The sequence below is a fragment of the Actinomadura sp. WAC 06369 genome (assembly GCF_003947565.1).
Lineage (GTDB): Bacteria > Actinomycetota > Actinomycetes > Streptosporangiales > Streptosporangiaceae > Spirillospora > Spirillospora rifamycini.
In genome coordinates, this window is sequence record NZ_QHJN01000033.1 from 35,368 (window position 1) to 59,267 (window position 23,900).

Below are 23,900 nucleotides of genomic sequence, written 5' to 3' on the forward strand. Positions count from 1 at the left end.
CGGTACCGAAAGGAGCACCGATGACCAGCGAGAAGACCGCGCGGCAAGCCGGGCGGAACCCCGTCGCCGACTGGATCGCCGCCGCCGCGCGGCCCGTCCGCGCCGACACCGCGGACGGGCCGCTCACCGACCTCGAACCCCTCCGGGACGCGGCCCGCGACACCGCCGCCGTCGCCCTGGCGACCGCCACCCGCGGCGCGCACGAACTGTTCGTCCTGCACGACCGCGTCACCCGGTTCCTCGTCGAGGAGCTGGGCTTCCGCACCGTCGCACTCGAAGAGGACCGGTCGACCGGCCTGCGGCTCGACGCGTACGCCCGCACCGGCCGCGACGACCCCGCCGCGGCGCTCCGCGACGCGTGGCTCCCCTGGCAGACGGCCGAAATACTGGACGCGCTCCGGTGGATCCGGTCGTTCAACGAGCGGCACCCGGACGACCCCGTCCGGATCATCGGGCTCGACTTCCACGCGACCCGCGCGCCCGTCTACGACGCCGTCGAGGAGGAGGTGCGGCGCGCCGCGCCCGGCAGCCTGCCGGAACTCCGCGCGCACCTCGGGCCGCTGCGCCCGGACGGCCCCATCGACGAGCACGTCGCCCGGTACCGGGCGCTCGCCGACAAGGGGCCGCGCATCGAGCGGGCCGAGCGGGCGCTCGCGCTCGTCCGGTCGCTGCCGGTCGACCCGCTCGCCGTCCGGCACGCGCAGGCCATCGCCGACTTCCACCACCTGCACGCGCGGCCCGTCCTCGACATCGAACGCGTCGAGACCCGGTTCGCGGAGAACATCCTGTGGTGGCACGAGCACACCGGTTCCAAGGTCGTCTACTGGGGCGGCACCGCGCACGCGTCCGCCGGGGAGGCGCTGGTGAACGGCGGGCGGGCGCGGGCGGACACCGCACCGCCCGGCGGCCTCGGCCCCGCCCGGACGAACACCGGCGGCCGCCTGCGGCGGCGGCTCGGCGAGCGCTTCCTCGCGGTCGGGCTGACCTTCGACCGCGGCGCGGTGCACGGCGGCGTGCGCGTCCCGTCCCCGCCCGCCGCGTACGGCGACGCGGTGCTCGGCACCGCCGGCCCGCCGCACTACCTGCTCGACCTGCGCGGCGCCCGGACCCGGACGGACGCGGTCGGCGCGTGGCTCGGCACGCCCGCGCCCGTCCGGGTGACCGGCCCCGGCTACCGGCCCGGCGACGACCCCGACCACCACGTGCGGGGCGGCGCGCCCGGCACGCTGTTCGACGTCGTCGTCCACAGCCGGGAGGTCACGCCCGCCCGGCCGCTCCCCTAACCCAGCGGCAGCCGGGCCAGCTCGCCGCGCGACGCCACCCCGAGCTTCGGGTACGCCTTGTACAGGTGGTAGCCGACGGTGCGGGGGCTGAGGAAGAGCTGCGCGCCGATCTCCCGGTTGCTCATCCCCGTCGCCGCCATCCGGACGACCTGGAGTTCCTGCGGCGTGAGCCGCGCGGCCAGATCGTCCGGGGCGGGGCCGGCGGCGAGGCTCTCCCCGGCGGCCCGCAGTTCCGTGCGGGCCCGCTCCGCCCACGGTGCGGCGCCGAGCCGCTCGAACCGCTCCAGCGCCGCGTGCAGCACCGCCCGCGCGTCGTTCCGCCGCCGGGCCCGGCGCAGCCACTCCCCGTACAGCAGCTCGGTGCGGGCGCGCTCGAACGGGATCTTGCTGTCGCGATGCAGGTCCAGCGCGCGCGTGTACGTCTCCTCTGCCCGCTCGTCCGGTCCGAGGAGGGCTTCGCAGCGGAGCGCGACCGCCTCGGCCCACGGCTGCCGCACCTGCGCCGCCCACTCCGCGTACCAGGCCGCCGCGTCCCGGCCGTCGTCCGGGCGCCCGGACCGCACCGCCGCCTCCACCAGGTCGGGCAGGCTCGCGATCGACCCCTGCCGGTGCGGGCCCGCGACCACGTCCGCCAGCCGCCGCAGCGCCTCCTCGTGCCGCCCGAGCCCGAGGTCCAGCAGGCTGCGCGCCGCCGCCGCGTGGACGTCGCTCGGCGGGACGCCCCGCGCGAGGGCCTCCGCGGTCAGCTCGGCGCACCGCGCCTCGTCGCCCTCGATCGCCGCGAGCTGCGCCAGGACCGTCTCCAGGTAGACGCGGATGCGGTGCCGCCCGGTGTCCTCGGCGATCCGCAGGCCCTCCGTCGCGGCCGTCAGCGCCTCCCGGTGCCGCCCGAGGAACACCAGCGTCCGGGACCGCAGCATCAGCACGGCCGGCAGCAGCCCGATCGCGCCCTCGTCGCGGAACCGCCGCTCCAGCAGCGCCGCGTGCTCCTCGGCGCCCGCCACGTCCCCGATCAGCAGGTGCCACATGCCGGCGCGCACCCGGTCGCGGGCGCCGAAGCAGTGCGTCATCCCGTCGATCAGCTCGCGCAGCGCCGCCACGCCGTCCGCGCTCCCCGACTCCCCCAACGGGTTCTGGCCGGGGAACACGCGGGCGAGGGCCGCCAGGTGGTGCCCGTTCGGCAGTCCCGCACCGCGCTCCGCGATGCCCTGCACCGCCGCGAAGTCGCCCGCGTTCGCCGCGGCCGACGCCGCCTGGAAGAACAGGTACCCGGCCGTCATCGGGTCGGTGCCCGCCACGTCCGCCGCGGTGTCGGCGAACAGCCGGTACGCCTCCTTCGTCCGGTCCTGCTCGTCGGCGAGCGTCGCCCGGATCAGCGTCAGCGACGCCCGCGCCACCGGGTCCGCCAGGTCGGGCTCCGCCCGCGCCGCGAGCTCCACCGCCCGCTCCGCCAGTCCCGCGTCCGCCGCGGCCCGCGCCGCCGCCGCCAGCCGCCGCCCCCGCTCCGCCCGGTCGGGGCTGAGGTCCGCGGCGGTCTCGTACATCGCCGCCACCGACGCGAACCCGCCCGCGCTCCGCTCCGTCTCCGCCGCGTCCTCCAGGACCCGCGCGACCTCCTCGTCGGGTCCCGTCACCGAACGCGCCAGGTGGAACGCCCGGTGGCAGCCGTCGGCCCGCTCCCCGTACGCCGCGGCGAGCGCCCGGTGCGCCTCCAGCCTGCGCCGCAGCGGCTCGTCCCCGTACGCCGCCGACCGGATCAGCGGATGCCGCACCTCGATCCGCCCCTCCGCGGTGGTGCGCAGCAGCCCGGCGCGCTCCGCCGGTTCGAGGTCCGCGACGGACGCGCCGAGCCGCGCCGCCGCGTCCGCCACGACCCCGACGTCCCCGAGGTCGTCCGCCGCGACCAGCAGCACGAACAGCCGCGACGGCTCCGGCAGCGCCGCGAGCTGCACGCCGAACGACCGCCGGATCCGCTCGTACGCGGACGAGCCGCCCGCCGTCCCGGGGAACTCCAGCAGCGCGAGCGGGTTGCCCATCGCCTCCGTGAGGACCTCGTGGTGGACGTGCCGCGGCAGTTCGGGCGCGCGGGCGGCCAGCAGCCGCGCCGCCGCGTCCGCGCCGAGCCCGGCCAGCCGCAGCTCCGGCAGCCCCGCCGCCCGGAAGTCCCCCGGCTCCCGCGCCGCCAGCAGCACCGCGATCCGCTCCGCCCCGAGCCGCCGCCCCGCGAACAGCAGCGCCTCCGCCGACGGCCCGTCCAGCCACTGCGCGTCGTCCACCAGCACCACCAGCGGGCGCTCCTCCGCCAGGTCGGCCAGCAGCGTCAGCACCGCCAGGCCCACCAGGAACCGGTCGCCGCCCTCGCCGCCCATCCCGAGCGCCGCGCGCAGCGCCCGCGCCTGCGGGTCCGGCAGCGCGCCGAGACCGTCCAGGTGCCGGCCGAGCATCATGTGCAGGCCCGCGTACGGCATCCCGCTCTCGTACTCGACGCCCGTCGCCCGCAGCACCCGCGCGTCCGCCGCCCGCTCCGCCGCGTACTCCAGCAGCGCGGTCTTGCCGATGCCCGCCTCGCCCCGCAGGACGAGCACCCCGCTGCGCCCGTCCCGGGCCCCGCTGAGCAGCCGGTCGATCACGGCCTGTTCGTCTTCTCGCCCGTACAGCACGATCGCCAGGCTAAGCGCTCGGGGCGCGCCCGGTCGGCCCGGCGGGCGCGCAGGCCCGGCGGGCGCGTCCGAATCGAACGCCGCCCACCGGGTAGCGGTCCCACCATGGACCAGGAGAAGCGCGACCAGGACAAGCCGCTCGCCGACCGGCGCGACGACCCCGGCGAGCCCGAACCCGACTTCGCGGAGGAGCACACGCCCGGCCCCACCGACCCGCCCAACGCCGAGGCCGAGACGCCCGGCGGCGAGGACCAGGGCTACACGCCGCAGACCCGTATCTAGACCGCGTTCACAGCCGCGGAAGGCCCGCTGTCACGGGTGCTCCGCCGGGCCGTTCAGTTCGGCGAGCCGCAGATGGGCCTGTTTGAGCAGTTTCCGCACGCTCAGGGTCTTGCGTGTGCGTGCTTCGTGCGCGAATCGCCGATAGCAGTCGGCCGCTCGCTCGGCGCGGCCCGCGGCCTCGTGGCATGCCGCCTCCCAGAAGTGCGCGGCGACCGCGCTCGGGTCGAGGCGTGCGGCCTTGCGCGCCGCGGCGACCCCGCGCGCCAGGTCGCCCGAGCCGAGTTTCCTGCCGTGCTCGGCCATCGCGGCGGCGAACTCCACCAGTGCGTCGACGTCGTCGGGGTTCTCTCGGACGCCGTCCGCCGCGCGAGCGAGCCGCCGCCCGATCGCGCGGGCCGTCCGCCGTTCCCGCCTGCAGTCAGGGCACAGCGCGGGCGGCTTGCCCGCCACGGACAGTTGCAGGACCTCGTACCAGTGGCGCTGCTGTTCCGCGGGCCAACTGAACGTCGTGCCGCAATTCCGGCAGCGGAGTTCTTGGTCCACGTAGAAGTACTTGGGCGGCCGGCAATGCGGGCAGAACTTCACCTGCCGTGACGGGTCACCGCGTATCGCGCCGGGAGGCAGGTTGGGCCGGAATGCCGGATCGTAGCCGATCGGCGAGCGCCGATAGGGAATCGGCCCGTAGAGCGGATGCTCCTCCCACTGGACGCCGCCGCCGCGCCCACCAGCGGCATCGCCTTGGCGACCGGTGCCGTGCCTCCTCGACCCTCGCGCCATGTGATGGCCCTACCGCAATTCACCCGAATGCGAAATTTGACGCCAAGACGGTAGCACGGCCTTCAAAGAGACGATCGTTATCTGCGGTCGCTCCGCGGCCGTCCGGTCCGGGATCCGCGTGGCGGGCCGCCAGCCGTTAGGCTGATCATGAGCGGCCGTCCCCCCGTTCCGGCCGCCGGTCCCGGAGGTGACGGCCCATGGTCAGCGAGCATGCCCGGACGCGCGACGGCCGGGAGCTCCACCTCGAACGGCACGGCGCGGGCACGCCCGTCGTCGTGTTCGAGTCCGGCGCGGGCGCGTCCCGCAACATGTGGGGCACGGTCGTCCCCGCGATCTCCGGCCGGACCACCGCCGTCGTGTACGACCGCAGCGGCCTCGGCCGCAGCCCAGCCGACCCCGAGCCCCGCCCCCTCGCGCGCCTCGCCGCCGACCTGCGGGACGTCCTCGACCACCTCGGCGACGGCCCGTTCATCCTCGTCGGCCACGACTGGGGCGGCCCGATCGTCCGGACCGTCACCGCCGAGGACCCCGGCCGCGTCACCGGGATCCTCCTCGTCGACCAGGACGACGAGGACAGCGACCACTACTTCATGCCGGGCACCAAGCGCCGGATGCGGCTCAGCGCGCTCACCGACCCGACCGCCGCGCGCCTCGGGCTGTTCCGGTTCGGCATCGGCCGGCTCGCCGCCAAGCTCCCCGAACCGTCCGCGACCGCCCTCCGCGAGGAGGACGGCACCCTCGAAGCCACCCGCGTGCAGATGGCCGAACTCGCCTGCATGATCGACGACCTGCGGCGGCTCCGCGACGACCCGCCGAAGCTCCCGGACGTCCCGGTCACGCTGATCTCCGGCCGCCGCTCCGGCGGCCTCGGCGGCGGGAGCCGGGCCTCCCTCAACACCGCGCACCGCGCCCGCGCCGCGGCCCTCCCGCAGGGGCGCCACGTCGTCGCGGAGAAGTCCGGCTACCTCGTCCCGTTCACCGAGCCGGGCCTGCTCGTCCGCGAGATCTTCCGCATCCTGGACGTCACGCGCTGACGCGCCGGGGCCCGCGGGCCCCGGCGCGTGCGGCGTCAGTCGGGGTGCGGCGGCCGCTGGTCCGGCGGCGTCCCGCCGCCCTCGCCGCCGCCCTTGCTCCCCTTGTCCGTGCCGTGCGCGTGGCCCTTCCCCCGGGTCGTCTTCGGGTCCGTGGCCTCCGGCGCCGGCTCGTTCGTCACGGAGGTCCGCTCGGTACGGCGCATCTCCGGTTGCTGCGGGTTCGGCATGTCATCCCCCTATGCGCTGGACGGCTCGGGACGCAGCGGGTCGTGCCCCACGCTCATCAGCTCGTGCCGCCACCGCTCGTCCCCCGCCTCGTCGGGCGGCGGGTGGTCCAGGTGCTCCTCCACGTAGTCGACGACCTCCTGCATCACCTCGGCGTCCCCGTCGGTCAGGTCCACCTTCCGCTTCCGCAGGATGTCCACGACCCGGGCACCGAGCTCCGACACCCCGGGCCCCTCGCCCGCCTCGGGGAAGGCGTCCTCCCCCGACGCGTCCGTGAGCAGCCAGGTGCGCAGCTCGTCCGAGGTCATGTTGACGAGCCGGTGAAAGTCCTCCCAGGCGATCTCCGCCTCGGCCGATATCCGTTCGCTCATCGGCACCTCCCGTGGACGGTCAAGTCTCCGCCCTACCCGCCCCACCCCGTCCCATTCACCCCTACACGGTAAACGTTCGACCAGTGTCGCGCGTCTTAATCACGTGAACGACTCTGCATATGAGAGCACGACCGGATCGCATGCGCGCCGTAAAAAATTTGGTGCCGTGCCTATGGTTGCTGCGGTCGCCATGGCCGTCACAGTAGTCTGGATCCTCGGACCGGGCGCAAAGTGGTGGCTAGTTAACATTGACGGGGTAGACGTCGAGGGAAAGTCTGCCTTGGCGGGCAAGGATTTGGCAGCCGCACTGGACGCCGTCCGAGGACGGGTTCTCACAGTCATTACGGGGATAGCCGCCGTGGTGGCGATCTATTACACAGCCCTCAACGCCGCATCAGCGCGGCAGTCGGCACACGCAGCGATCAAAGGCGTCAAGGCCACCGAAGAATCACAACTGCGCATGCACGCGCTCACCGCGCAAGGACAGCGCTACGATCGCTTCACCGCGGCTGTCGAACATCTCGGCAACCCCACTCCAGCAATACGACTTGGCGGTGTTCATGCTCTTGCTCGCCTCGCTGACGACTCACCTGAGTTGCGCCAAACCTGCATTGACATCTTGTGCGCCTATCTGCGCCTACCTTACGAACCCAATCCAGATCATAGCCTCTTCGTTGAACAGGACCCGACCCAGCTTGCCGTAGCACGTGCTGATTATCAGGCGCATCGCGAGGTCCGCCACACAATCATCCGCATCATCGCCAGCCGCCTACGAGATGACGCCGTCGTGTCATGGCAGGGCCACGACCTCGACTTCACCAATGTTGTTTTCGACGGCGGCAACTTCCAAGGAGCTACCTTCTCCGGCCAGACTTTTTTTACTGGGGCAACATTCTATTCCGGCCACATAGATTTCGATTACGCATGTTTCACTGACGGCGTAACAGATTTCAGCGAAGCGAAATTTGAAGCCGGCGACATAACATTTTGGAAGGTCCACTTCAAAGGCGCCAACGTTAGATTTTGGCACGCAGAATTTCAGGGGAGTACCGTGCTATTCACAGATGCAATTTTTCATAGCGGCGTAGTCGATTTCACCAACGCGTCATTTAAGCGAGGCGTGGTCAGCTTCCGCGACGCACACTTCGGGGAGGCAACACTGAAATTCGAAGGTGCTTCAGGGAAGCGGCCCAGTGGTCTTCCTGACGACATCGCCTCCGAGTGGCCTTAACATCCGCCTTTTAAAACCCGACCTGCTCAACACGACCCTCACTTTCAAGCGTGCCACGACCGCTCCCAGGCGATCTCCGCCTCGGCCGATATCCGTTCGCTCATCGGCACCTCCCGTGGACGGTCAAGTCTCCGCCCTACCCGCCCCACCCCGTCCCATTCACCGTGACTCGTCCATCTCGTCCGGGTTCGGGAAGAACCAGCCGACGACCTCGGTCGCATCGGGATCCAGCGTGACCATGACGCGGCCGTCGTGGGTGAAGGCCGCGAGAAGGAGGGGCGCGTCGTCCATGTACCGCTCCCACAGGACGCGGCCCTCGGCGTCCACCACCGCGGCGCGGTCGTCGTCGGCGGCCAGCACGCGCAGCCCGCGCGCGGACCAGGCCACGGCCAGGCACGTCCCCGTGATCGGGATGCCGCGCGAGGCCCCGGTCGCCGTCCGGATCACCTCCGCCGCGCCGTCGCCGCCGACCGCGACCGCGCCGCCGTCGTCGGAGAAGGCGAGCAGCCGGGCGCCCGGCACCCCGCTGCGGTGCTCGGCCACGACCTCGCCCGAGGACACGTCCCGGATCACGACCCGGCCGTCCGCCCCGAGGTACGCCAGGCGCTCCCCCCGGTGGTCCAGGTCGGCGCCGCCCCGGACCCGGACGGTCTCCGCGAACACGACCGCGCCCGTCCCGGCCTCGGCCACGACGACGCGCGCGGGGACGGCCTCGTCCGGCTCGGGCTCCCACGGCCGCCCGCTCACCGCGACGACCCGGCGCCCGTCCCCGCTGAAGCGGACACCGGTGAACAGCGTGCCGTCGCCCCAGGCGGGGTCCGCCCCGGCGGACCAGGCCACGGTCATGCCGTCCGTCCGCCAGACGACCACCTTCAGGTCGGTCGACGCCGCGACCGCGACCAGCGAGCCGTCCGGGGAGAACGCGATCTCGTGGCCGTCGCCGACGAAGCGGCGCTCCTCCTCCAGGTCGCGCCAGTACCGCGTTCCGGTCTCGGTCTCGAAGAGGGTGAACCGGCCGCTCTCGGTGTTCCCCTGGGACGCCGTGGTCATCGCCACCCGCTCCAGGTCCGGGGACGCCGCGACGGCCACGATGCCCGAGGAGAAGTCCGGACGCTCGTCGGGTTCGTCCACCGGCCCCTCGTAGGAATCCGGATCCTCCGACCACTCGGGGTCCGCGTAGAGCGGTCGCCGGCGGTCCGACGCGTCGTCGGCCATGATCCTCCCGGTGTCGCTAGGGCTTAGGCTCGGACCACCATGTCGGACCTGCTCGGAATCAACCACCTGACGCTCCCCACGACCGACCTCGACCGGCTCGTCGCCTTCTACACGGGCCTGCTCGGCGCGACGCTCGCCTTCGAGCGCGCCGCGACCGCCGGCGCCCCGCGGATCGCCGCCCTCGACGTCGGCGGCGCCGACCACCTGATGGCCGTCGAGACCGCCGACGCCCCCGGCACCGGCCTCGACCCGCTCCAGGGCGCGGGCTGGGGCCTGCGCGTCCCCGACCACGCGCACCTCCGCGACCTGCGCGACCGCCTCCGCGCCGCCGGGCACCCGGTCGGCGAGATCGAGACCCTGCCCGCGCAGTGGACGATGACGGCCCGCGACCCCGACGGCCGCCCCGTCGACATCCGCGCCCACCGCCCCCGCCCCTGACCGCGCGCCGCGGGACGCCGAGCCGAACGGCCCGGAGTCGTTGAGGCAGTAGGTGCAGTTCAGTGGGCGGGCCACTCCTCGGCCAGGAGCGCGTACGAGAGACCGTCGAGCCATCCCTTGGTGCGGTGGAGCGAGTCTTTCACCGTGTGCTGTTCGCGGCGCATCCCGACCCGCTCCATCAGCCGCCACGAGGCTTCGTTGTCGTAGAAGCAGTCCGCGTGCAGACGGCGCAGGCCGAGATTCTTGAAACAGATGTCGATGAGGGCGCGTACCGCTTCGGTCGCGTACCCCTTGCCGCCGTAGGCGGGGTCGAGCGTCCACCCGAGCTCTCCCTGGACGCCTTTCGCCTGGTCAGCAACCTCTGCCTGGGCCCACGCGTCCTCGACCCCCAGTGTCAGGTCGCCGATCACCCGGCCGTCCAGTTCGATGACGAGCAGGTTCGCGAGCCGCTCCTCGTCAAGGAAACGCTCACGGTAGACGTCGTAGGTCTCTACTGCGGCCGTGACCCATTCGCTGGTCTCCGGAAGCTGCCGGAAAACCCAGGTCGCGTCCAGATCTTCGGGGGCGGCCCGACGCAACAGCAGTCGGTCGGTGACAATCGGCCAGTCCAGTTTGTCGAGGGGATGGCGCATGGCCTCATGCTGGCAGCGGGCTGTGGCGACGCACAAACGAAAATCCACCTCGTCGGTATGGCCCCTCGCCCCCGACCGCTCTACGGCGCGCACTTCGCCCAGACGAGCTTCCCGCCCTCCACCAGCGGACGGATGCCCCACGTGTCGGTGAGCTGAGCGACCATGAACACGCCCCGCCCGCACGTCGCCGCGTGGTCCTCCGGCAGGACGACCGGACGCCCGCCGCCCCCGTCCCACACCTCGATCACCGGCCGCCCGTCCCGCTCGTCCCGGAACACCCGCACCACGATCGGCCCGTCCCCGTGCTGCCACGCGTTCGTGACGAGCTCGGACACGATCAGCCGCGCCGTGTGGTCGTCCCCGATCCCCCACTCCCGGAACCGCTCGGCGACGAACCGCCGCGCCGCCCCCGGCGCCCGCTCCGACGGCTCCAGCACCACCGTCGGCACCTCGTCCGCCCGCATCGTCGCCGCCATCCCACGCCTCCCTTGACCGCCTTGTCGAATTCCAATGACAGTCAGGCACGAGAGAAGTACTCTGCGTAACAAATCGCAGACCTCAAGAGGCAAGTCGCGACAGCCGTCCCGGATTCAGTTGGGTGTTGGTTGGGCGCGGTTTGCAAGGGAGGATGGGGACATGGCGCCACAGCGCAAGCGCGGGACCGTCTCACCCACGCTGCTCGCCTTCGGCCGCAGGTTCCGGCGGCTCCGCGAGGCGAAAGGCTGGACGCAGGAGTCCGTGGGGCGCCGCGCGAACGGCGGCCAAGGAGTGAAACCCCAGTACATCGGAGCGGTCGAGAACGGCCGCACGCGCTGCACACGCGAGTTCGCCGAGACGATGGACCGCGCCCTGGAGGCGGACGGCGAACTCCTCGACCTCTACGACGACCTGGTCAAGGACGCCACGTTCCCCACCTGGTTCGACTGGCACACCGTCGAACCCGAGGCCGTCATGCTCCAATCGTACCAACCGCTGCTCATTCACGGCCTGCTCCAAACGGCCGATTACGCGTCCGCCCTCCTCAAGGGCAACAAGGAGGCCGTGGAGGCCCGCCTCAACCGCCAGAGCATCCTCACCAGAGAAGACCCGCCTCCGCCGAACTTCTCCGTTCTGCAAGATGAAGTCTCCCTGCATCGCCTCGTCGGCAGTCCGGAGGTCATGAAGGAGCAACTTGAGCAGGTCATCTACCAGGCCGAACGAGGTGTCGTCACAGTCCAAGTCGTCCCGAGCCGAGGAGAACACCTCGGAAACGTCGGCGCGTTCAGCCTCGCTACCCTGGCCGACAGAAGCGAAATCGCGTATGCGGATATGGCCGCACGCGGCCTGACCCTCAGCGACCCCGACGACATCGCAACGATCAGCAGCACGCTGATATCCATCCGGGCGTTGGCACTCCCCTCGGACCAGTCGCTCGATGTAATTCGTAAGGTGGTGCAAGAAAAATGGACCTGACCAAGGCCGCTTGGCGTAAGAGCAGCTACACCGGCCCCAACGGCGGCGACTGTGTTGAGCTGGCTTCATTCGCCGAGACGGTCGCCGTCCGGGACAGCAAGGACCCGGACGGGCCCATGCTCGCGGTAGACCGACGGGCCTTCGCCGAGCTTCTCACCAGCATCAAGGCGCAGTCGTGAGCGCTGGCGCCCTTACCTGGCGCAAGGCCAGCCGCAGTACCAACAATGGCGGAAACTGCGTGGAGTTGGCTTCGTTCGCTGAGACGGTCGCCGTCCGGGACAGCAAGGATCCGGAGGGGGCTCGGCTGCTTGTGGAGCGGGCGGCGTTCGCTGCGCTGCTGGTCGAGGTCAAGTCCGGGACGACGGGCTGAGACGGCGGAAGCCCCGCCGGGACCTTGGGTGGTCGGAGGTCCCGGCGGGGCTGGTCCGGCGTGCGGGCGCTCGGCTGCCAGGCGCCGTCCTGCCGCTCCGTCAGCGCGTGTCGGCCTGCGCCGCGGGCGCCCCCAGCACGCCGAGCACCGTGAACGCCCTGACCAGCGCCGTGGCCAGGCCCCCGATGCGGCGCCGCGCGTTCCCCCGTCGGCCGCCGTTCTCGTCACCGCGCATGGTCGGTCGCGATCCTCCTCGCGCTGGGAGCGCCCGAGCGGGCACGCGATCCATTGATCACGGTCGGCCAGTCTGCCGCGCGGTGGCGGCGAAGCCAATAGATCATTGATCGACGTCAGAGGCGGATTGATCGGGCCTTCCAGATCAATCGGGCGGGGCCGTTGGTACAGTGCCGCGGATGGTGACCGGGGGGAGGTCGTCGGCGGGCCTGCAGAACGCGCCGGGCGCGCATCAGCTCCAGTTGTTCCTAGTGCTGGCGGAGGAGCTGCACTTTCGGCGGTCGGCGCAGCGCGTGTTCATGTCGCAGTCGGCGTTCTCCCAGCAGATCAGCGCCCTGGAGCGGCGGCTCGGGCTCGACCTGGTGGAGCGGACGACCCGGCGGGTGGCGCTCACGCCCGCGGGGGCCGCGCTGGTCCCGTACGCCCGTGCTGTCGTGGACGCGACGGCCGAACTGCAGGCGGCGGTCGCGGCGCTGGAGCGTCCGCCGGAGCGGCTCGTCGTCGGCGCGTTCGAGGCGATCACGGCCGTCGAGCCGGTGCCCACGATGATCAACGAGCTGCGGGCCCGGCACCCCCTGGTCGAGGTCGAGTTCGTCCGGACCGGGTTCGCGGACACCGTCCGGACGCTCCTGGACGGCGAGGTGGACGCGGCGCTCCTGGCGCTGCCCGTCCCCGAGGGGATCCAGACGCTGCCGCTGGCGAGCGGCCCGCGGTGCGCGGTCATGGCCGAGGCCGATCCCCTCGCCGGCAAGGGGCCGCTGACCGTGGCCGACCTGGCGGACCGCCCGTTCATCGGCTTCTCCCCCGACATCCCGAAGGTGTTCCGCGACTTCTGGTCGGTCGACCCGCGTCCGGACGGCTCGCCGATCCGGTACACGTCCCACGAGGTCGCCGACTACGAGTCGGCGCTGTCGGCGATCGCGCTGGGCGAGGGGATCGAGTTCGTCCCCGAGGTGGCCCGGTACCTGTATCCGCGTCCGGGCGTCGCGTACGTCGAGGTCACGGACCTGGAGCCGTGGACGATCGCGCTCGCGTGGCGTCCCGAGGACCGGGACGCGCCGGGCGTCGCCGCGTTCCGCCGCGCCGCCCGCACCGCGCTGGAGGACCGAGCATCATGGGGCGGGTGAACGACGTCGATCACGAGCTGGTGCGGGCGGCCGGGGAGGTGGCGGCGGCCCATGAGCGGGACGACGACCACACGGTGGCGGCGGCCGCGCGGGCCGGGGACGGCCGGATCGTCACCGGGATGAACGTGTACCACTTCACCGGCGGGCCGTGCGCGGAGCTGGTCGTGATCGGCGCGGCGGCCGGGCAGGGCGTCCGGGACCTGCGGACGATCGTCGCCGTGGGCGACGGCGGGCGCGGGGTGCTGCCGCCGTGCGGCCGGTGCCGGCAGGTGCTGCTCGACTACTTCCCGGCGATCGGCGTGATCGTCGGCGCCCCGGGCGCGCTGCGGACGGTGCCGATCCGCGACCTGCTGCCCGAAAGCTACGTCCACGCCGACCACCAGGGCTGACGGCCCGCTCCCGGTTCAGTCGGACGGGACGGGTAGGGGCCCGGGGTCGCCCTTGGCCGGGGCGACCAGGAGGCCGACCGAGTTCGAACTGCGCATCCACGCTCCGGTGACGCGGCGGTCGGCGGCGGGGCGCCACAGCTGCGGCGGCTCCCACATGGAGCCGGAGCCGTCGGGGTTGAACGCGCCGATGGTGAAGGCGGCGCCGAGTCCGCGGCGGCGCAGGTCCGCGAGGGCCTCCCCGACGGTCCGGCCGGTGAGGTCGAGGCTCGCGGGACGGTCGCCCGCGGCCGGGTAGGCGTCCGTGTACACCTCGCCGGGGCGGGCCGCGCGGCCGATGAGGATGTCGGCCCCGTGCCGGCGGTACAGCTCGCCGCCGAGCCCGACCTTCAGCGCGCAGACGTCCTGGCCGGGCGTGCACTCCAGCTCGGTGCTGTGGGTGCCCGTCACGCCGCCCGGCGGCGGCTCGCCCACGGGCTCCGCGCGCAGGGCCCGCACCTGGACGAAGTCGCGTTGGCGGCGCGGCGACACGGGGACGACGCGCAGCCGGACGTCGAGGCCGAACCGGGCGAACGCCTCGCGGAACTCGCGCTGGTCGGCGTGGGCGTCCTTGACCCGCACCTCGAACATCTCGCCCTCGACGTCGATCGCGACCGCGGCGTTGGCGTAGCTGCGCAGCGGCTCGGACTCCCAGCCGGTCAGGCCGGCGACGAGCGCGGCCGCGACCGCGGTGACGGTGACGGCGCCGGCCGCGAGCCGGAGGGCGAGGCGGCGCCGCCGGGGCGGCGCGGGCTCGCCGGACAGGACGGCGGCCAGCAGCTCGCGGCCCGCGGGCCCGGTCGGCTCGCCGGTGACCTCGTCGTCTCGCACCGGGGCCAGGCCCGCCACGAGTTCGTCGATCCGGGACGTCATGTCAGTTCACTCCTCGAAGAACGGGCCGGGTGGGCGGCGGCGCGGGGCCGGGCGGCGGCCGACGGGTCGTCGACGCCGGCGGCGCGCAGGGCGCGGGCGAACCGCCCGCGGGCGCGGTGCAGGCGGATGCCCACCGCGTTGCGGGAGCACCCCAGCACCGTGGCGATCTCCGCGTGGGACAGGCCCTCCCAGGCGACGAGCGCGAGCAGTTCGCGGTCGCGGTCCGGCAGCGCGCGGAACACGTCGGCGACGGCCGGGCCGTCGCCGCCGGGCGCGGGGCGCGGCGGCGTCCCGGCCGACAGTTCCGCGCGCAGCGCCGCGGCCTTGATCGTGTTGCGGCGCGCGCCGCGCCGCTGGTTCGCCAGGACGCGGTGCGCGACCCCGTACAGCCACAGGCGGGCCTGGTCGCCCGCGGGCATCTCGGCGGCGCGCCGCCAGGCGATGGCGAACGTCTCGGCGACGACGTCGGCGGCGTCCTCGGGGGAGTCGCAGCGGCGCAGGGCGTAGCCGAGCAGGGGTCGGTAGGTGGCGGCGTAGACCGCCGTGAACTCGTCCTCACCCATCGGTGGTCTTCGGCATGTCGGCTCCTCGGTCGGGGATCGCCCGTACATGTCCGGACCTCCGCCGATCTTTCACGGCGGCGGACGGGGACGGGCGGTCGCCGGCGCCGGTCAGCCGACGATGCGGCGGATCAGCGCCTCCCAGCCGTCGCAGAGCAGGCGCCCGGCGTCCGGTTCCAGGGGCGTGAGGTGCTCGGACGCCGACAGGGTCAGCAGCAGCGGCCCTTCGAGCGCGGCGGTGAGCTGCACCGCGACGCCGTCCATGGCGGGCATCCGCACCCCGGCCTGGTCGAGCAGGACGCGGAGGTGGAGCCGGGTGCCGTCCGCGGCGACGGCGACCGGGCGGTCGCGGTCGTGGGCGGCGCGGGCGATGTCCAGGTGGTCGAGGAGGAAGGCGACGCGGGCGCGGCCGTAGGCGACGAGGCGGTCGACCGGGTCGGCGCCGGGGCCGAGCGGCGGCGGGCCCGCCAGGACGCGTTCCTGGAAGCGCCGCTCGTCCGCGTCCATCAGCGCCCGGAAGATGCCCGCGCGGGAGCCGAAGCGGCGGAAGACGGTGCCCTTGCCCAGGCAGGCGCGCTCGGCGAGGCCGTCCATGGTCACTTTCGCCACGCCGTGCTCCGCGATCATCTCGCGGGCCGTCGCCAGCAGGTGCTCGCGGTTGCGGGCCGCGTCGGCGCGTTCGCCGCGCGGCTTCCCGAAGGGGACGACGGACGGGGCCACGCGGACAATCTACCGCCGGGAATGAAAGCGGGGTAAAGTCCGCTTAGTGTCCGAAAGGCCGCGGCGCAGCGCCGCGTCCCGCTATCGAGGAGTGCCATGAACCTGTTCCGCCTGGACGCCAGCATCACCCCGGGGGCGTCCGCGTCCGCCGAACTCGCCGACATCGCCGAGGCCGAGTGGACCGCCGCGCACCCGGACGCCGCGGTGACCCGCCGCCACCTCGGCACCGACGCGCTGCCCGCCGACGCCTGGACGCTCGCCGTCACCGCCGGATTCGTGCCCGAGCAGGAGCGCACCCCCGCCCAGCTCGAAGCCCTCGCGCTGGGCGCGTCCCTGGCGGCGGAACTGCGCGACGCGGACGCCGCGATCATCGCCGTCCCGCAGTACAACTACGGCGTTTCGCAGCACTTCAAGACCTGGGTGGACCTTGTGATCGCGGGCTGCTCCCCCACCGAGCCGCTGCTCGAGAACACCCCCACCGCGCTGGTCACCACGCTCGGCGGCGGCTACGGCCCCGGCGCCCCGCGCGAGGGCTGGGACCACTCCACCCCCTACCTGGAGCGCGTCCTCGGCGACATCTGGCAGGCCGACCTCACGGTGATCAAGCGGGAGCTGACCCTCGCCGCCACCACCCCCGGCATGGAGGAGCTGCGCGGCATCGCGCGGGAGCACCACGCCGCCGCCGTCGCCGGCGCCCGCGGCTTCGGCGCCCGCGCGCTCGCCGCCTGACGCCCCGCGCGCGGGACGAACCGCGCCGTTCGTCCCGCGTGCGACCGGGGTAAACTTCGCGGGCGCCTGGAGGTGGCCGGACGCTCCTCAGCGGACGCCGACGCCCGGCGGGCGCCCGCACACCGCACCGCGAGCTGAGGAGCGTCGATGGAACTCGTCCACTCGGGCAAGGTCAGGGACGTCTACGCCGACGGGGACGAACTGATCCTCGTCGCGTCCGACCGGGTCAGCGTGTACGACGTGGTGCTGCCGACGACCGTCCCCGACAAGGGCAAGATCCTCACGCAGCTGTCGCTGTGGTGGTTCGAGCAGCTCGGCGACATCATCCCGAACCACGTCGTGTCCGCGACGGACGTGCCGGACGAGTGGGAGGGCCGGGCGATCCGGTGCCGCCGGCTGTCGATGCTGCCCGTCGAGTGGATCGCCCGCGGCTACCTCACCGGCCTCGGGCTGAAGCAGTACGAGAAGGACGGCGCGGTGTCCGGCATCGCGCTGCCGGACGGCCTCGTCGAGGCGTCGAAGCTCCCCGAGCCGATCTTCACCCCGACGACGAAGGCCGTCGAGGGGCACGACGAGTTCATCACGTTCGACGACGTCGTCGCGGAGATCGGCGCCGACACCGCCGAGCGGCTCCGCGACGTGACGCTCGCCGTCTACCGGCGCGGCGCCGAACTGGCGCGGGAGCGCGGCATCATCATCGCCGACACCAAGCTCGAGTTCGGCCGCGCCGCCGACGGGACGCTCGTCCTCGGCGACGAGGTCCTCACGCCCGACTCGTCCCGCTTCTGGCCCGCCGACTCCTACGAGCCGGGACGCGCGCAGCACTCCCTCGACAAGCAGTTCGTCCGCGACTGGAGCAGCACCCTCGACTGGGACCGCACCCCGCCCGGCCCCGAGATCCCGCAGGACGTCGTCGACGCCACCCGCGCCCGCTACATCGACGTCTACGAACGCCTCACCGGCCGCTCCTGGACGTCGTCCTAGCCGAGGAGCCGTCCCGCCCGGATCCGCTCGACCGCCTCCCGGCCGCCGAGTTCGGGCCGGTCGGCGGGGTGGTCGAGGTAGTGGCGGAGGGCGAGGAGCAGCAGGGCCGGATCGGCCCCGAACCGCCCGGCGTGGACGGTCGTCTCCGCGTCCCGGACGCCGAAGTACCGGTACTTCACCCGCGGCCACCACCGGACGCGCAGGTGGGACGCGTCCAGGACCGTCAGGGCGATGAGCTTGTGCTCCTTGCCGCCCTCGCCGGACCGCTCGTAGGGGACGACGCCGTCGATCTCCCGCCACGGCAGGCGCAGGGCCGTCCGGTGCATGCCGCTGCGGACGACCACCGCCTCGGGCGTGAGGAGGACGCCGCGGAACCCGAGCACCCCGACCAGGCAGCGCGGGCTCCAGGCGAGCAGCACGGCGCCGATCAGCAGCAGGATCGGGTCGCCGGCGACGGCGGGATCGGCCGTCCCGGACAGCGCGGCCGAGCCCGCGCCGAAGGCGGCGAGCATCAGCGGCAGGGCGATCCGGTAGGACCACCGCACGGGGAACACGACCCCCCGGTGCCGTTCGCCGCCCGCCCGGCGGGTGGCGAGGGACACCGGCCCGCGGCGGCGGCCGACCCCGAGCACCGCGGGAACGAGCAGCAGGCCCGCCCCGGTGAGCGCGATGGCGGCGCCGCCGAACGGGTCGTCGTCCATGCCCATCGCGTACCCGAAGGCGACGAGCACCCCGCCGGCGCCCGCGAAGCCCGCGAGCCTCGCCCGTCCGTGGCCGGGGCGCATCGACCACTCCGGCGGCCACGGGAGTCCGGTCGGGCTGAGCCGTTCCTCTTCGCTCATGCGGGCGGCCTCTCGACGGGGCCGGGCGCCGGGGCGCACCGGCGAACGGGCAGGGTCCACTTCCCGGCGCACGGTCGGGTGATCTTACGGCGCCGCACCGTCCGCATTTGGACGTCCTAACCGGGGAACCGGCCCGCGCGGATCCGCTCGACCGCCTCCCGGGTGCCGAGTTCGCGCCGGTCGCCGGGGTGGTGGAGGTAGTGGCGGAGGGCGAGCAGCAGCTGAGCCGGGTCGACACCGAACCGCCCCGCGTGGACCTCCACCCGGCCTTCCCCGAACGCCGCCCGCAGCCGGTCCCGGCGGTCGGTGCCGAAGACGTCCGGGTCGACGGGCACCAGGGCGAGGGCCGGGTTGCCCTGCGCCTCGTACACGATGACGTCCAGGACGTCCTCCCAGGCCAGCCGCTCGGAACGGCCGAACAGCGCGGTCCGGACGACGACGAGCCCCGGCGCCAGCACGACGCCCCGGAACCCGGTTCTGGCGGCGGCCGCGACGATGCCCGCGACGACGAGCACGGTTCCGATCGCCAGCAGGACCGGGTCCGCGCCGACCGCCGGGTCCGGGGAGAGGAACATCCCGAGCGCGCCCGCCCCGAAGAGCACGGCGGCCGTCGCCGTGGCCGGACGGACCTCGCGCCGGACGGGGAAGGCCGCACCGGAGACCCGCTCGTCGCCGTCCTCCAGGACCGCGACGAAGACCGCCGACCGGTCCGTCCCGACCCGCACAACGAACGAGACGAGCAGCACCCCGACACCGAAGGGCACGAACGCCCACGCCATGTGGGCGTCCTCGGGTGCCGTGGGCCACGCCGCGAACAGGCCCGCGAAGGCGAGCAGCACGACCCCGACCGCGGCGAAGACCGCACTGCGCGTCCGTCCGTGCCTGCGGATCCCGGACCACTCCCGCGGCCAGGGCAGACCGGTCGGGCTGAGCCGTTCGCGTTCGCGCATGCCTGCGGCCTCTCGACGGGCCGGGCACGAGGGCGCACCGGCGGACGGGCGGGATCGGATCCCCGGCGCACCAGTCGGGTGATCGTACGGTGCGGCGCCCGCCGCCGTGCGCGTTCTGTCCGGTTACGGCCGGGCGGCGGTCAGCGGACGAGCGCGAAGAACTTCCGCAGGTCGGCGGCCAGGGCGTCCGGGCGGTCCATCGCGATGAAGTGGTGGCCGCCCGGGTTGTCGTCCGGCCAGTGGACGATCGTGTTGTCGCGCTCGGCGAGCCTGCGGATGCCGGGCGGGCCGCTGTAGACGCCGGTCGGGACGAGGTCCTGCCCCTCGGGCCACCCCGACTCGGACGTCCCGTAGTACGGCCACGCGGCCGTCCCGAACGACCGCGTGAACCAGTACAGGCTGACGTTTGCGAGGATCAGGTCGCGGTCGAGCGCCTTGTCGGCCGGGACGTCCGTGACGTTGAAGTCCTCGAACTTCTGCATCATCCAGGCCAGCGCCGCCGCCGGGGAGTCGTCCCACCCGTACGCGAACGTCTGCGGCGCGGCACGCTGGATCGCGTGGTGGTCGACGCCGCCGGTCGACCACTGCTGCATCATCTCGTAGTGGGCGCGCTCGTCGGGCGTCATGTCCGGGACGTCCGTCTCGGTGGGGAAGCCGAGGCCGGCGATGACGTACACGCCCGCGACGTGCTCCGGCGCGGCCTTCGCGACCTCCGGCGCGACGTAGGCGCCGAGGTCGCCGCCCTCCACCCCGTACCGGTCGTAGCCGAGGCGGCGCATCAGCTCCGCCCACATGCGGCCGACGCGCGCCACGCCGAAGCCGGTGTCGCGGGGCGCCGCCGAGAACCCGTAGCCCGGGACGGACGGGACGACGACCTGGAAGTCCGGCAGGTGCCCGATCAGGTCGACGAACTCGACGAACGAGTTCGGCCAGCCGTGCGTCAGCAGCAGCGGCAGGGCGTCCGGATCGGCCGACCGGACGTGCAGGAAGTGCACGTCGTGCCCGTCGATCTCGGTCATGAACTGCGGGAACCCGTTGAAGCGGGCCTCCTGGGCGCGCCAGTCGAACCCGGTGCGCCAGTACTCGGCCAGCTCCTCCAGGTAGGCGACCGGGACGCCGCGGCTCCACCCCTCGCCCGGGAGCTGCCGGGGCCACCGGGTGCGCGCGAGCCGCTCGTTCAGGTCGTCCAGGTCGGCCTGCGGGACGTCGATGCGGAACGGCCGAACGGTCATGTGTCCTCCTCGGTGCTGATGGTCCCAAGGTAGAGTCGGTTTAGGTCAACTCCTGGCCTCAACTTCACGGATTCCGGAGACCATGACGGACACCCCCGGGCGGCTCCTCACCCTGCTGTCGCTGCTCCAGACGCCGCGCGAATGGCCCGGCGGCGAACTCGCCGACCGGCTCGGCGTCAGCCCCCGCACGGTCCGCCGCGACATCGACCGGCTGCGCGGCCTCGGCTACCCCATCGAGGGCACCACCGGCCCCGACGGCGGGTACCGGCTCGTCGCCGGGACCGCCATGCCGCCGCTGCTGCTCGACGACGAGGAGTCCGTCGCGATCGCCGTCAGCCTGCGCACCGCCGCCTCGAACGCGGTGGACGGCATCGGCGACGCGTCCGTCCGGGCCCTCGCCAAGCTGGAGCAGGTGCTTCCCGCGCGGCTGCGGCGGCGGGTCGCCGTGCTGAACGCCGCGACCGTCGCGATGCCGCACCCCGGCGGCGGGTCCCGCGTCGACCCGGACGTCCTCGCCGCCGCCGCGGCCGCCATCGCCAACCGGGAGGCGCTGCGGTTCGCGTACGTGAAGGCCGACGGCGCCGAAGGCCGCCGGAAGGCCGAACCGTACCGGCTGGTCGCCGCGGGCCGCCGCTGGTACCTGCTCGCCCGCGACACCGAGCGCGACGACTGGCGGATCTTCCGCGCCGACCGGATCCGGGACCCCCGCCCCACCGGCCAGCGGTTCGCGCCCCGCGAGATCCCCGGCGGGGACGCCGTCGCGTTCGTCACCGACCGGATGTACGCGCTCGCGCCCGTCCACACCGCGACGGTCACCCTGCGGGCCCCCGCGGAGGAGGTCCGGGTCGGGCTCGGCGCCGACCCCGCCGACGTCACCCCCCTCGACGAGCGGACCTGCCGCCTCGACACCTACGCCGACACCCTGCCGTGGCTCGCCGCCCGGCTGCTCATGCTCGGCTGCGACTTCACCGTCCACGGCCCGCCCGAACTCGTCGAGCACCTGCGCGAACTGGGCGGCCGCGCCACCCGCGCCGCCGGATGACGAGCCGGGGTGCGGGCCCGCACCCCGGCTCGTCCCGCGTCAGCGTCCCTGCAGGGAGCGGACGTTGTCGCCGAACGTCCAGCCCTTCGACCCGTCCCAGTTCAGCGACCAGGTCATCAGGCCCTTCAGCCGCCCGCCGTAGTGGTTCCACGCCTGCGCGACCAGGCCCGGCGGCAGGTGCCCGCCGCCCGCGCCGGGCTGCGCGGGCAGCCCCGGCACCTGCCGGTCGTACGGCACCCGGATCGTCGTGCCCTGGACGACCAGCCCGGCGTCCAGGCAGTCGGTCTGCTTCACGAACCCCTCGACCGTCCCGGCGGAGTACGAGTCACCGGAACACCCGTACATGGAGCCGTTGTAGTACTGCATGTTCAGCCACCACAACCGGCCGTTGTCGGCGTACTTCTTGACGATCGGCAGGTATGCGCCCCAGATCGACCCGTAGGTGACGCTGCCGCCGGTCACGTACGCGGTCTCCGGCGCCATCGTCAGCCCGAAGCCCGCCGGCATCCGCGCGAGCACCCCGTCGATGATGTGCACCAGGTTCGCCTGCGACGCCGACAGGGTGCCGATGTCGCCGCTCCCCGTCAGCCCCGTCTCGATGTCGATGTCGATCCCGTCGAAGTTGTACCGCCGCAGGATCGGCACGATCGTCTCGACGAACCGGTCGGCGACGGCCCGCGACGACAGGTCGATGCCCGCCGCCGCCCCGCCGATCGACATCAGCAGCGTGAGCCCCGCCTCCTTCGCGGCGCACATCTCCGCGGGCGTCGCGACCCTGACCGTCGCGTCCATCCCGTCCTCCCACAGGACGGTGCCGTCCGAGCGGATCACCGGGAACGCCATGTTCACCACGTTGTACCCGTGCCGCCCGATCTCCGGGTCGGTGATCGGCGTCCAGCCGAACGGCGGATGCACGCCGTTGGCCGCGCCGTCCCAGTTCTCCCAGTACCCCTGGAGCACCTTCCCGGACGGCTTGCCCGCCAGGGCGCAGTCGTCCTCCTCACCGGTCGGCGGCGTCCCCTCGCAGGCGCCGATGTCGCGCCACAGGGTCGGTGTGGACGCCGGACTCCACCCGGCGCCCGGGTACGCGGTGTGCGACGAGACGGCCTCGTACCCGCGCCCCTCGAAGGACACCTTGGTACCGGCCGTGTACGCATTGCCTTCGGCCCACGCGGGATACGTGCACGCGGTCAAGGGCGCGGCGGACGCGCGGAGCGGGAACGCCACCACGGCCAGTGCGAGGACGAGCGCGGCGAGCGCGGGCCACGGACATGTTCGGGACTTCATCGGGCTCCTCGGCAGACGGGAATACTGAGGAGCCGGCACAGAGCCACGCGGTCCCGCGTGCGGGACCCTCCCAGGCGCAAGGCGCACTGCCGGCCGGGACGCCACCGCCACGGTAACCCGCCGCGCCCGCCCCGGAAAGGCCCTACCTGTCCGCCATGTGCTCGGCGATCCGGTCGGTCTCCGCCGCCAGCCGGTCCCGCACCTCCGTCAGCGCCCGGATCCGCTCGTTCAGCGCCCCCAGCCGCTCGGAGTAGATCCGCAGCAGATCGACGCACTCCCCCGACGGCGGCTCGCCCCGCCCCAGGCAGCCGACGAACATCGCGACGTCGTCCGTGTTCAACCCGAGCCGCAGCAGCCGCGCGATCTCGCGCACCAGCCCGACGCTCTCCGGCCCGTACACCCGGTACCCGTTGTGGTCCCGGTCCGCATGCACGAGCCCCTGCTCCTCGTAGTACCGCACCGCCCGGGTCGACACCCCCGCGCACCGCGCCACCTCACCGATCCGCATCTCGCCTCCCCACGAGCGCCGCGGCGAACAGAACCAGCGACAGCCCCGCGCATCCCGCCGCCGCGACCGGCACCGCCGCCGCGCCGCCCGCGCCCAGCGCCAGCCCGCCGACGCCGCCGGCGAGCGAGAACCCGAGGTACATGCAGGCATTGTTCACCGCGAGCAGCTCCCCCGCCGCGTCCGGCCCGCCCCGATCGAGCAGCCACGCCTGCGTCGCGGGCGCGATCCCCCACGTCACGAGCCCGTAGAACACGAACACGGCCCCCACGACGACCGCCGGATACGGGCCGCCCGCAGCGCCGAGGACGGCCATCGACGCCGGCGCGGCCGCCCACGCCGCGAACGCCCGCCTCCAGAGCCTCGGCGCGCCGATCGCCGTCAGCCCCCGGCACGTCTACCCCCACGGCGACCTCGCGC

The 23,900-nt window shown here is 73.5% G+C and carries 30 protein-coding genes; 13 read left to right on the top strand and 17 right to left on the bottom strand.

Features of this window, described 5'->3' with window-relative positions; translation table 11 throughout:
* Window positions 1-20: 20 nt before the first annotated feature.
* Window positions 21-1,283: an erythromycin esterase family protein gene (locus tag DMH08_RS11815; protein ID WP_125613678.1), complete on the top strand. Its 1,263-nt coding sequence runs from the start codon at window positions 21-23 to the stop codon at window positions 1,281-1,283.
* On the opposite strand, the gene DMH08_RS42350 is transcribed toward DMH08_RS11815, so the two are convergent.
* The gene (locus tag DMH08_RS42350; protein ID WP_199747753.1) at window positions 1,280-3,943 is read right to left on the bottom strand and encodes a helix-turn-helix transcriptional regulator; all 2,664 of its coding nucleotides are present in this window, start codon (window positions 3,941-3,943) and stop codon (window positions 1,280-1,282) included. The genes DMH08_RS11815 and DMH08_RS42350 overlap by 4 nt on opposite strands.
* A gap of 105 nt (window positions 3,944-4,048) precedes the next feature.
* Here DMH08_RS42350 and DMH08_RS40955 point away from each other — a divergent pair, with 105 nt between their 5' ends.
* A complete protein-coding gene (locus DMH08_RS40955; protein WP_199747754.1) occupies window positions 4,049-4,225 on the top strand; it encodes a hypothetical protein in 177 nt (58 codons plus the stop codon).
* A 30-nt stretch (window positions 4,226-4,255) separates the two neighbouring features.
* On the opposite strand, the gene DMH08_RS11825 is transcribed toward DMH08_RS40955, so the two are convergent.
* Window positions 4,256-5,002, bottom strand: coding sequence for a zinc-ribbon domain containing protein (locus DMH08_RS11825; RefSeq protein ID WP_125613681.1), 747 nt, complete (start codon window positions 5,000-5,002; stop codon window positions 4,256-4,258).
* Between the two features lie 197 nt (window positions 5,003-5,199).
* Between DMH08_RS11825 and DMH08_RS11830 the strand changes: the two genes are divergently transcribed.
* Complete coding sequence (locus tag DMH08_RS11830; RefSeq protein ID WP_125613685.1) at window positions 5,200-6,036, top strand: alpha/beta fold hydrolase; 837 nt, start codon at window positions 5,200-5,202, stop codon at window positions 6,034-6,036.
* Between the two features lie 35 nt (window positions 6,037-6,071).
* Here DMH08_RS11830 and DMH08_RS11835 read toward each other — a convergent pair whose 3' ends face one another.
* Entirely contained in the window at window positions 6,072-6,215 is a 144-nt protein-coding gene (locus DMH08_RS11835; protein ID WP_199747755.1) for a hypothetical protein, read from the bottom strand.
* A gap of 57 nt (window positions 6,216-6,272) precedes the next feature.
* Window positions 6,273-6,632, bottom strand: coding sequence for a DUF3140 domain-containing protein (locus tag DMH08_RS11840; protein WP_026403163.1), 360 nt, complete (start codon window positions 6,630-6,632; stop codon window positions 6,273-6,275).
* Between the two features lie 103 nt (window positions 6,633-6,735).
* Between DMH08_RS11840 and DMH08_RS11845 the strand changes: the two genes are divergently transcribed.
* Window positions 6,736-7,863, top strand: coding sequence for a pentapeptide repeat-containing protein (locus DMH08_RS11845; protein WP_125613687.1), 1,128 nt, complete (start codon window positions 6,736-6,738; stop codon window positions 7,861-7,863).
* A gap of 159 nt (window positions 7,864-8,022) precedes the next feature.
* Here the strand turns inward: DMH08_RS11845 and DMH08_RS11850 are convergent, their stop codons facing one another.
* Window positions 8,023-9,078 carry a WD40 repeat domain-containing protein gene (locus tag DMH08_RS11850; RefSeq protein ID WP_125613690.1) on the bottom strand — a complete coding sequence of 352 codons (1,056 nt, stop codon included), beginning with the start codon at window positions 9,076-9,078 and terminating at the stop codon, window positions 8,023-8,025.
* Between the two features lie 39 nt (window positions 9,079-9,117).
* Here DMH08_RS11850 and DMH08_RS11855 point away from each other — a divergent pair, with 39 nt between their 5' ends.
* Window positions 9,118-9,516, top strand: coding sequence for a VOC family protein (locus DMH08_RS11855; protein WP_125613693.1), 399 nt, complete (start codon window positions 9,118-9,120; stop codon window positions 9,514-9,516).
* A 59-nt stretch (window positions 9,517-9,575) separates the two neighbouring features.
* Here DMH08_RS11855 and DMH08_RS11860 read toward each other — a convergent pair whose 3' ends face one another.
* Both DMH08_RS11860 and DMH08_RS11865 read right to left on the bottom strand, forming a co-directional pair.
* Window positions 9,576-10,148: a GNAT family N-acetyltransferase gene (locus DMH08_RS11860; protein WP_125613695.1), complete on the bottom strand. Its 573-nt coding sequence runs from the start codon at window positions 10,146-10,148 to the stop codon at window positions 9,576-9,578.
* Window positions 10,149-10,228: 80 nt separating this feature from the next.
* Window positions 10,229-10,624 carry an ATP-binding protein gene (locus DMH08_RS11865; protein ID WP_026403167.1) on the bottom strand — a complete coding sequence of 132 codons (396 nt, stop codon included), beginning with the start codon at window positions 10,622-10,624 and terminating at the stop codon, window positions 10,229-10,231.
* 160 nt (window positions 10,625-10,784) lie between these two features.
* Here DMH08_RS11865 and DMH08_RS11870 point away from each other — a divergent pair, with 160 nt between their 5' ends.
* The 3 genes from DMH08_RS11870 to DMH08_RS11880 are packed head-to-tail and all read left to right on the top strand — an operon-like array spanning window position 10,785 to window position 11,970.
* Entirely contained in the window at window positions 10,785-11,600 is an 816-nt protein-coding gene (locus DMH08_RS11870; protein WP_125613698.1) for a helix-turn-helix domain-containing protein, read from the top strand.
* A complete protein-coding gene (locus DMH08_RS11875; RefSeq protein WP_125613701.1) occupies window positions 11,591-11,779 on the top strand; it encodes a DUF397 domain-containing protein in 189 nt (62 codons plus the stop codon). The genes DMH08_RS11870 and DMH08_RS11875 overlap by 10 nt, the downstream gene beginning before the upstream one ends.
* On the top strand, window positions 11,776-11,970 hold the full coding sequence (locus tag DMH08_RS11880) for a DUF397 domain-containing protein (RefSeq protein WP_125613704.1): 195 nt from the start codon (window positions 11,776-11,778) through the stop codon (window positions 11,968-11,970). Before DMH08_RS11875 ends, DMH08_RS11880 begins: the two co-directional genes overlap by 4 nt.
* Before the next feature lie 100 nt (window positions 11,971-12,070).
* Here the strand turns inward: DMH08_RS11880 and DMH08_RS42355 are convergent, their stop codons facing one another.
* Window positions 12,071-12,205: a hypothetical protein gene (locus DMH08_RS42355; RefSeq protein ID WP_267898537.1), complete on the bottom strand. Its 135-nt coding sequence runs from the start codon at window positions 12,203-12,205 to the stop codon at window positions 12,071-12,073.
* A 178-nt stretch (window positions 12,206-12,383) separates the two neighbouring features.
* On the opposite strand from DMH08_RS42355, the gene DMH08_RS11885 reads away from it, so the two are divergent.
* Together DMH08_RS11885 and DMH08_RS11890 are read left to right on the top strand one after the other, a co-directional pair.
* Window positions 12,384-13,331: a LysR family transcriptional regulator gene (locus DMH08_RS11885; protein WP_125613707.1), complete on the top strand. Its 948-nt coding sequence runs from the start codon at window positions 12,384-12,386 to the stop codon at window positions 13,329-13,331.
* Entirely contained in the window at window positions 13,328-13,720 is a 393-nt protein-coding gene (locus DMH08_RS11890) for a cytidine deaminase family protein (RefSeq protein WP_199747756.1), read from the top strand. Before DMH08_RS11885 ends, DMH08_RS11890 begins: the two co-directional genes overlap by 4 nt.
* A gap of 15 nt (window positions 13,721-13,735) precedes the next feature.
* Here the strand turns inward: DMH08_RS11890 and DMH08_RS11895 are convergent, their stop codons facing one another.
* The 3 genes from DMH08_RS11895 to DMH08_RS11905 form a co-directional block, all read right to left on the bottom strand.
* Window positions 13,736-14,629 carry a hypothetical protein gene (locus DMH08_RS11895; RefSeq protein WP_125613710.1) on the bottom strand — a complete coding sequence of 298 codons (894 nt, stop codon included), beginning with the start codon at window positions 14,627-14,629 and terminating at the stop codon, window positions 13,736-13,738.
* Window positions 14,626-15,192 (bottom strand): RNA polymerase sigma factor, encoded by a 567-nt coding sequence (locus DMH08_RS11900; RefSeq protein ID WP_125613713.1) that lies wholly within the window; start codon window positions 15,190-15,192, stop codon window positions 14,626-14,628. The genes DMH08_RS11895 and DMH08_RS11900 overlap by 4 nt, the downstream gene beginning before the upstream one ends.
* Window positions 15,193-15,300: 108 nt before the next feature.
* Window positions 15,301-15,909 carry a TetR/AcrR family transcriptional regulator gene (locus DMH08_RS11905; protein ID WP_051300847.1) on the bottom strand — a complete coding sequence of 203 codons (609 nt, stop codon included), beginning with the start codon at window positions 15,907-15,909 and terminating at the stop codon, window positions 15,301-15,303.
* A gap of 96 nt (window positions 15,910-16,005) precedes the next feature.
* On the opposite strand from DMH08_RS11905, the gene DMH08_RS11910 reads away from it, so the two are divergent.
* Both DMH08_RS11910 and DMH08_RS11915 read left to right on the top strand, forming a co-directional pair.
* Window positions 16,006-16,638, top strand: a complete 633-nt coding sequence (locus tag DMH08_RS11910) for an NAD(P)H-dependent oxidoreductase (protein ID WP_125613716.1) — start codon at window positions 16,006-16,008, stop codon at window positions 16,636-16,638.
* A 147-nt stretch (window positions 16,639-16,785) separates the two neighbouring features.
* Entirely contained in the window at window positions 16,786-17,622 is an 837-nt protein-coding gene (locus tag DMH08_RS11915; RefSeq protein ID WP_026403175.1) for a phosphoribosylaminoimidazolesuccinocarboxamide synthase, read from the top strand.
* Here DMH08_RS11915 and DMH08_RS11920 read toward each other — a convergent pair.
* From DMH08_RS11920 to DMH08_RS11930, 3 genes are all read right to left on the bottom strand, one after another.
* Window positions 17,619-18,464, bottom strand: a complete 846-nt coding sequence (locus DMH08_RS11920; protein ID WP_125613720.1) for a hypothetical protein — start codon at window positions 18,462-18,464, stop codon at window positions 17,619-17,621. The two genes, DMH08_RS11915 and DMH08_RS11920, sit on opposite strands and share 4 nt — an antisense overlap.
* A gap of 116 nt (window positions 18,465-18,580) precedes the next feature.
* Window positions 18,581-19,414: a hypothetical protein gene (locus DMH08_RS11925; RefSeq protein ID WP_125613723.1), complete on the bottom strand. Its 834-nt coding sequence runs from the start codon at window positions 19,412-19,414 to the stop codon at window positions 18,581-18,583.
* Between the two features lie 140 nt (window positions 19,415-19,554).
* Window positions 19,555-20,646 carry an epoxide hydrolase family protein gene (locus DMH08_RS11930; protein WP_125613726.1) on the bottom strand — a complete coding sequence of 364 codons (1,092 nt, stop codon included), beginning with the start codon at window positions 20,644-20,646 and terminating at the stop codon, window positions 19,555-19,557.
* 82 nt (window positions 20,647-20,728) lie between these two features.
* On the opposite strand from DMH08_RS11930, the gene DMH08_RS11935 reads away from it, so the two are divergent.
* Complete coding sequence (locus DMH08_RS11935; RefSeq protein ID WP_125613729.1) at window positions 20,729-21,688, top strand: helix-turn-helix transcriptional regulator; 960 nt, start codon at window positions 20,729-20,731, stop codon at window positions 21,686-21,688.
* Between the two features lie 39 nt (window positions 21,689-21,727).
* On the opposite strand, the gene DMH08_RS11940 is transcribed toward DMH08_RS11935, so the two are convergent.
* From DMH08_RS11940 to DMH08_RS11950, 3 genes are all read right to left on the bottom strand, one after another.
* On the bottom strand, window positions 21,728-22,975 hold the full coding sequence (locus tag DMH08_RS11940; protein WP_125613732.1) for a glycosyl hydrolase family 18 protein: 1,248 nt from the start codon (window positions 22,973-22,975) through the stop codon (window positions 21,728-21,730).
* Between the two features lie 142 nt (window positions 22,976-23,117).
* The gene (locus tag DMH08_RS11945) at window positions 23,118-23,483 is read right to left on the bottom strand and encodes a MerR family transcriptional regulator (protein WP_051300848.1); all 366 of its coding nucleotides are present in this window, start codon (window positions 23,481-23,483) and stop codon (window positions 23,118-23,120) included.
* The gene (locus tag DMH08_RS11950) at window positions 23,470-23,796 is read right to left on the bottom strand and encodes a hypothetical protein (protein ID WP_125613735.1); all 327 of its coding nucleotides are present in this window, start codon (window positions 23,794-23,796) and stop codon (window positions 23,470-23,472) included. The genes DMH08_RS11945 and DMH08_RS11950 overlap by 14 nt, the downstream gene beginning before the upstream one ends.
* Between the last annotated feature and the right edge of the window lie 104 nt (window positions 23,797-23,900).